This is a genomic window from Streptosporangium sp. NPDC001681, from assembly GCF_040298085.1.
Lineage (GTDB): Bacteria > Actinomycetota > Actinomycetes > Streptosporangiales > Streptosporangiaceae > Streptosporangium.
Genome location: NZ_JBEOZN010000227.1, coordinates 1 through 8,027, shown reverse-complemented (window position 1 = coordinate 8,027; position 8,027 = coordinate 1). Strand labels below are relative to the sequence as shown.

Below are 8,027 nucleotides of genomic sequence, written 5' to 3'. Positions count from 1 at the left end.
TCCCACGACACCTCCAGCAACAACCGCTGCTGCGGATCAACCGCCAACGCCTCACGCGGCGAGATCCCGAAGAACCCCGGATCGAACTCATCGGCGTCATGCAGGAACCCGCCGTGCCGGGTGTACGACGTCCCCACCCGGCCGGGATCCGGATCGTAAATACCCTCCAGATCCCAACCGCGGTTGGTCGGGAAACCGGTGATCGCGTCGGTCTCCTCGATCACCAGCCGCCACAGATCCTCCGGAGAGGCCACCCCACCCGGATAACGGCACGCCATCCCCACGATCACGACCGGGTCGTCCGCCACCGAACGAACCACCGGCGACAGCACACCCGAATCGGCCCGCTCACCCAGCAACTCACCCAGCAGGAAATCCGCCAGACCAACCGGAGTCGGATAGTCGAACACCAGCGTCGCCGGCAACCGCAAGCCCGTCGCCGCGTTCAGCCGGTTACGCAACTCCACCGCGGTGAGACTGTCGAGGCCCAGGTCACGGAACTCCCGCCGCACCTCCACCGCATCGGGCGACGCATGCCCCAGCACCATCGCCGCCTGCGCGCGCACCAGCTCCAGCACGAACCGAACCCGATCAGCCTCACCCATCCCGGCCAGCCGCCCACCCAGTGCCCCGTCACCCGCCGGCACCAACGCCGAGGCCGCCGACCGGCGGACCCCCCGCACCAACCCCCGCAGCAGACGCGGCACCTCACCACCCGCCCGCACCACCGCCGACGCATCCAACCGCGCCGCCACCACCACCGCAGGACCCACCGCAGCAGCCGCGTCGAACAACGCCAGCCCCTGCTCGACCGTCAAGGCCGAAATCCCCGCCCGCTCAATCCGCCGCATATCCGTCTGACCCAGCGTGCCCGTCATCCCCGCGTCCTGCGCCCAAGCACCCCACGCAACCGACACCCCGGCCAGGCCCAGCGCACGCCGATGCTCGGCCAGCGCATCCAAAAACGTGTTCGCCGCCGCGTAGTTGCCCTGCCCCGGCCCACCGAACGTCCCGGCCACCGACGAAAACAGCACAAACCCCGCCAGATCCATGTCCTGGGTCAGCTCATGCAGATGCCACGCCGCATCCACCTTCGGCCGCAGCACGGTGTCCAGCCGCTCCTTCGACAGCAACGCGATCGTCCCGTCATCCAGCACACCCGCCGCATGAACCACCGCGGTGAGCGGATGCTCGGCCGGGACCCGCGCCAGCAACGCCGCCACCTGCTCCCGATCCGCCACATCACACGCCACGACCGCGACCTCGACCCCATGCGCGATCAGCTCGGCCTGCAACTCCACCGCACCCGGAGCCTCCAACCCCCGGCGGCCGGCCAAAAGCAGGTGCCGCACCCCGTGCTCGGCCACCACATGCCGAGCCAGCTCCGCACCCAGACCACCGGTGCCACCAGTGATCAGCACCGTGCCGTCCGGGTCCCACCGCCGCGGCATGGTCAGCACGATCTTGCCGGTGTGCCGGGCCTGGCTCATGAACCGGAACGCCTCCCGGCCCCGCTGCACATCCCACGCCGTGAACGGCAACGGCCGCAACTCACCCGAGGCGAACAACCCCATCAACTCGCCCAGCATCTGCTCCAGCCGCTCGGGGCCGGCATCCCCCAGGTCGAACCACCGGTAGGTCAGCCCCTCCGGGAACTGCTCCTGGTCGCGGATGTCCAGCTTGCCGATCTCTATGAACCGGCCTCCTGGGGCCAGCAGCCGCGCCGAGGCATCGATGAACTCACCCGTCAGCGAGTTCAGCACCACATCGATCCCCCGCTCCCCGCACACCTGCCGGAAGCACTCCTCGAACTCCAGATCCCGGGAGGAGGCGATGTGATCCTCGGGGATGCCCAGCGAACGCAGCACCTCCCACTTGGCCGGGCTGGCTGTGGCGAACACCTCCACCCCAAGCCGCTGAGCCAGCTGGATCGCCGCCATCCCCACACCACCGGCACCCGCGTGCACCAGCAGCGACTCGCCCGCCCGCAGAGCGGCCAGGTCCATCAGCCCGTAATAGGCCGTCAGGAACGCCACCGGGATCGTCGCCGCCTGCTCGAAAGAGCAGTGATCGGGAATTTTGGCCACGGCTGTAGCGTCGGTGATCACCACCGGGCCAAAGGCACCCTCGGCCAGACCCGTCACCCGATCCCCGGGGCGCAGGCTCTCCACCCCGGGGCCGACCTCCAGCACCACCCCGGCGGCCTCGCCGCCCATCAGGCCGACCTTGTCCTGCCACCAGCCCAGCGCGTTCAACCCGTCCAGCAGGTCGCGGAAGTTCACCCCCGCCGCACGCACCGCCACCCGCACCTGCCCCGCTCCCAGCGGCTCGGCCGCCTGCGGGAACGGAAGCAACTCCAGCGCGTCCAGGCTGCCCTTGGCCCGGCTGCCCAGCCGCCACGGCACCCCACCGCCCGGAGGCAGCAACCCCGCCCCCGAACCCAGCGACGCCAGCCGAGCCACCCGCACCTCGCCGTGGCGCACCACCGCCTGCGGCTCGCCCGAGGACATGAGCGCGGGCAACACCGCCGGCAACACCGACAGCGAGGACTCCTGCCCGTCCACATCCACCAGCACGAACCGGCCTGGATTCTCCGACTGCGCCGACCTCACCAGACCCCACACCGCGGCAGCCACCGGATCGGGGGACTCCCCCTCACCGGTCGCCACCGCACCGCATGTCGTCACCACCAGGCAGGAGTCGCGGTACCGCTCATCGGCCAGCCACCCCTGCAACAAGCCCAGCACGCCGGCGGTGACCTCATGCGCCGACTCCACCACGTCCACGGCTCCGCACGCCGCCGTGGCCACCTCGGCCAGCACCACAGCCGGCACCGGACCCGCCTCAGCCAACGCCGACAGATCCCGATGAACCGCGACCGACCGTCCGGCCGCATCCCACACATCCGTGAGCCCCAGCGTGTCAGGCTCAAGCACCGCGCACCCGACCGCTACCGCCGCCGTCGGATCGGTCACCGGCAGATCGGGCAGCATGGTCCACTCCAGCCGGAACAGCGCGTCCCGATCCACCCCGCGGCCGCCGTCGGCGGCAGCCAGCCGGTCGCGCGAGATCGGCCGCAACACCAGGGAGCGCACCGACAACACCGGTTCCCCCGCGGCGTCCACCGCCGTCAGCGACACCGCCTCGTCGCCCGTCTTGACCAGCCGAACCCGCAGCGCCGACGCCCCGGACGCGTGCAGGCACACCTCACCCCAGAAGAACGGCAACCGGCCACCCTCGACCTGCTCCAGTCCTATGAACGCCAGGGCGTGCAGCACCGCGTCCAGCAACGCCGGATGCACCCCGAACGCGCCCGCGCTCGAGGCCGCCTGTTCGGGAAGGACGACCTCGGCGAAGACCCCCTCCTCACCCCGCCATGCCGCCCGCAGCCCCTGGAACACCGGACCATAGTCGAAGCCGCCCGCGGCCAACCCCTCATACAACCCGTCCAGCTCGATCGCGGTCGCCGCAGCCGGCGGCCACACACTCGCGTCGAACATCTCGGCCATCCGGCCACTGCCCACCAGCACACCGGTCGCATGCTGTATCCACGGCTGACCATCCAGGGCGTCGGCAGCACGGGCATACACGTTCACCGTCCGGCGGCCCGACTCCTGGGGCGCACCCACCGACACCTGCACCACGACCGCTTCCCGCTCGTTCAGCACCAGCGGCGTAATCAGGGTCAGCTCCTCCACCATGTCACAGCCGACCTGGTCACCCGCCCGGATCGCCAGCTCCAGGAATCCGGTACCCGGGAAAATCACCGTTCCGGCCACCATGTGATCGGCCAGCCATGGATGTGATCGCAGGGACAACCGCCCGCTCAGCACCACCCCATCCGAGTCGGCCAGACCCACCGCCGCACCCAGCAGCGGGTGATACGTCGCGGCCAGCCCCACCTCCGCCACATTCCCCATACCGGCGCCGGTGTTCTCGGGCCAGTACCGCCGATGCTCGAAGGCGTACGTGGGCAGTTCAACCCGGTGCCCGCCCGGCAGCACCGCACGCCAGTCGACCGGCACCCCGTGCACGTGCAACTCGGCCAGCGCCGACATCACCGTGCTCTGCTCATCCCGGTCCCTGCGCAACACCGGCACCAGTACGGTGGCCGACTCGTGCACGTTGGCGTCCGAGCCGGCGAGCGTGGCAAGGGTGTCCTGGGCCATCGCGCTCAGCACCCCATCGGGGCCCAGCTCCAGATACGCCCGCACGCCCAGACCGTGCAACGCACGAACGCCGTCGGCGAAGCGGACCGCGCCACGCACCTGGTCGACCCAGTAGCCCGGCGAGCACAACCGCTCAGCCGTCGCCTGTTCCCCGGTCAGGGTGGACACCACCGGGATGCGCGGCGAGTTGTAGGTGAGCGTCCCGGCGATCGCGCGGAATTCCTCCAGCATCGGCTCCATCAACGGCGAATGGAACGCATGCGACACCCGCAACCGCCGCGTCTTGACCCCCCGCTGCTCCAGGGCGGCCGCCACCTCAAGCACCGGCTCCTCACTCCCGGAGATCACCACCGAGGCCGGACCGTTGACAGCGGCGACCGACACCTCGTCCTCACGCCCCGCCAGCAGGGCGGCGACCTCCTCCTCGGGCGCCACCACCGCCACCATCGCCCCACCGGCAGGAAGCGCCTGCATCAACCACGCCCGACCCGCCACCAACACACACGCATCGCTCAGCGACAACACCCCGGCCACATGCGCCGCCGCGATCTCCCCGATCGAGTGCCCCGCCAGCACATCCGGCCGCACCCCCCACGAGGACACCAACCGGAACAACGCCGTCTCCACCGCGAACAGAGCCGGCTGCGCCCACCCCGTCCGATCCAGCAACCCCGCCTCAGCCGAACCCGGCTCGGCGAACAACACCTCCCGCAACGACCCACCCGACTGCCCGTCGAGCAGCGGGTCCAGCTCGGCGATCACCTCGTCCAACGCCCCCGCGAACACCGGGAACCGGTCATACAACTCCCGGCCCATCCCCACCCGCTGGCTCCCCTGACCGGTGAACAACACCGCCAGCCTCGGCTCCACCGCCGCCACCCCGCGCACCACACCCGCACCGGCGCGGTCCTCGGCGAGCGCGCCCAAACCGGCCAGTACACCCTCACGGTCGCTCGCCAGCACCACCGCCCGATGCTCGAACGCCGACCGCGTCGTGGCCAGCGAGAACGCCACATCGGCCAAGGCCGGCTCATCGTGGCCCTCCACGTGCGCGGCCAGCCGCCCGGCCTGTGCCCGCAACGCCCCAGCCGTACGGCCCGACACCACCACCGGCAGCACATCCGCACCCGCGGCCGGATCCTCGTCCGGCGCCACCGTTCCGGCCTCGATCCACGGAGCCGCCGACCCCTGCTCGAGGATCAGGTGGGCGTTGGTGCCGCTGATGCCGAAGGAGGACACACCGGCCCGGCGCGGGTGGTCGGTTTGCGGCCACCCGGCCGGCTCGGTCAGCAACTCGACCGCACCCTCGCTCCAGTCCACGTGCGAGGACGGCGCGTCCACGTGCAGCGTCTTGGGCAGGACCCCATGGCGCATGGCCATGACCATCTTGATCACACCCGCCACACCGGCGGCCGCCTGGGTGTGACCGATGTTGGACTTGATCGCCCCCAGCAGCAACGGCCGATTCTCAGGACGATCCTTGCCATAGGTCGCCAGCAACGCCTGCGCCTCGATCGGGTCACCCAGCCGGGTGCCCGTGCCGTGCGCCTCCACCGCGTCCACCTCGGCCGGCGACAGCCCGGCACCCGCCAGCGCCTGACGGATCACCCGCTGCTGCGACGGACCATTCGGCGCCGCCAACCCATTCGACGCCCCGTCCTGGTTCACCGCCGACCCACGCACGATCGCCAGCACCTGGTGCCCGTTACGCCGCGCGTCCGACAACCGCTCCAGCACCAGCACGCCCACACCCTCGCCCCAGCTGGTGCCGTCAGCGGTGTCGGAGAACGCCTTACACCGCCCATCAGGCGACAGCCCACGCTGTGCGCTGAACTCGATGAACCCAAACGGGGTGGTCATCACCGAGACACCACCGGCCAGAGCCAGCGAGCACTCACCCGACCGCAGTGCCTGCGCCGCCATATGCAACGCCACCAGCGACGACGAACACGCCGTATCCACGGTCACCGCCGGGCCCTCCAACCCCAGCGTGTAAGACAAACGCCCCGACAACACACTGGCCGCCATACCGGTAATGGCGTGACCTTCCACATCCGCCCGGGCGTTCAGGGTGAGGCTCGCGTAGTCCTGACCGTTGGTGCCCACGAACACCCCGGTCGGACTGCCCTTCAGCGAAACCGGCTCGATCCCGGCCCGCTCGACCGCCTCCCACGACACCTCCAGCAGCAGCCGCTGCTGCGGATCCATCGCCAACGCCTCACGCGGCGAGATCCCGAAGAATCCCGCATCGAACTCATCGGCGTCATGCAGGAACCCGCCGTGCCGGGTGTACGACGTCCCCACCCGACCGGGATCCGGATCGTAGATGCCATCCAGATCCCAACCCCGATTCGTCGGGAAACCGGTGATCGCGTCGGTCTCCTCGATCACCAGCCGCCACAGATCCGCCGGAGAGGACACCCCGCCCGGATAGCGGCACGCCATCCCCACGATCACGACCGGGTCGTCCGCCACCGAACGCAGCACCGGCAGATCCGCGACCTGCTCGGAGTCCACCGAGCCGAACAACTCCCCGTATAGGAATTCGGCCACGCTGAGGGAGGTCGGGTAGTCGAAGACCAGTGTCGCGGGCAGCGACAGCCCCGTCGCCGCGGCCAGCTGGTTGCGCAACTCCACCGCGGCCAGCGAATCCAGTCCCATCGTGCTGAAGGCCCGACCGGGGTCCACCGCATCGCCTGATGCATGGCCCAGCACCACCGCCACGTGCCGCCGTACCAGCTCTTCCAGCACCCGCCGGCGTTCCCCCGGATCCAGGGCTGCCAGACGCCGCCGCAGCCCGCCCTCTTCGCCACCGCCGGCGACCGCACGAACCACCCGCCTCGCCGCCGGCACCAACCCCCGCAACAACGCCGGCACCTGATCGCCGCGGCCCCGCAACACCTCCACATCCACGCGCAGCGGCACCGTCATCGCCGCATCCGTCCGCACACTCAGATCGAACAGCCGTACCCCCTCAACCGTGGACAACGCCGGCAGCCCCAGCCGGGCAAGACGGGCCCGGTTGGCGTCGGACAACTCGGCGCCCATCCCGGTGGCCATATCCAACAGCCCGTACGCCAGCGACGTCGCCACCAACCCGTGCGACCGCCGATAGGCCGCCAGCGCGTCCAAGAACCCATTGGCCGCCACATAGTTGCCCTGACCCGCCGCCAACACCAGGCCACTGGCCGACGACACCAGCACGAACATCGCCAACGGCAGATCCCGGGTCAGCTCGTGCAGATGCCAGGCCGCATCCGCCTTGGGACGCAGCACGGCGTCCAGCCGCTCCGGCGACAGCGACGCGATCGTCCCGTCGTCCAGCACACCCGCCGCATGAACCACCGCGGTCAATGGATGCTCGGCCGGGACCTGCGCCAGTAACTCCGCCACCTGACCCCGATCCCCCACATCACACGCGGCGATCGTGACCTCGGCCCCGTGCGCGATCAGCTCCGCCTGCAACTCCAGCGCACCCGGAGCGCCCGGCCCTCGCCGGCTGGTCAGCAGCAGATGCCGCACCCCATGCTCGGCCACCAAATGCCGCGCCAGCAACGCCCCGAACCCGCCCGTGCCGCCGGTCACCAGCACCGTCCCCGCGGCCACCTCAACCGAGCCGCCGTACTGCTCGGCAGAGCCCACGTCCGGCTCCGCGTCCGAGCCGCCGTGCTGCTCGGCCGAGCCCAGAACGGGCCGCTCAGGCTGGGCCATCCTGACCAGCCGGGGCACCAGGAACGCCCCCGACCGCACCGCCAGCTCCGGCTCACCGCAGGCCACCGCCGCACCCACCGCCGCGTCCCGTTCCCGGCCCTCGTCCAGATCCAGCAGCACGAACCGTCCCGGATGCTCGGCCTGCGC

The 8,027-nt window shown here is 70.6% G+C and carries 1 protein-coding gene; it reads right to left on the bottom strand.

Going from position 1 to position 8,027, the window contains the following annotated elements; all coding sequences use genetic code 11:
- The coding region (locus ABT130_RS46175; RefSeq protein ID WP_350966285.1) for an SDR family NAD(P)-dependent oxidoreductase at positions 1-8,027 on the bottom strand (8,027 nt) is incomplete at both ends.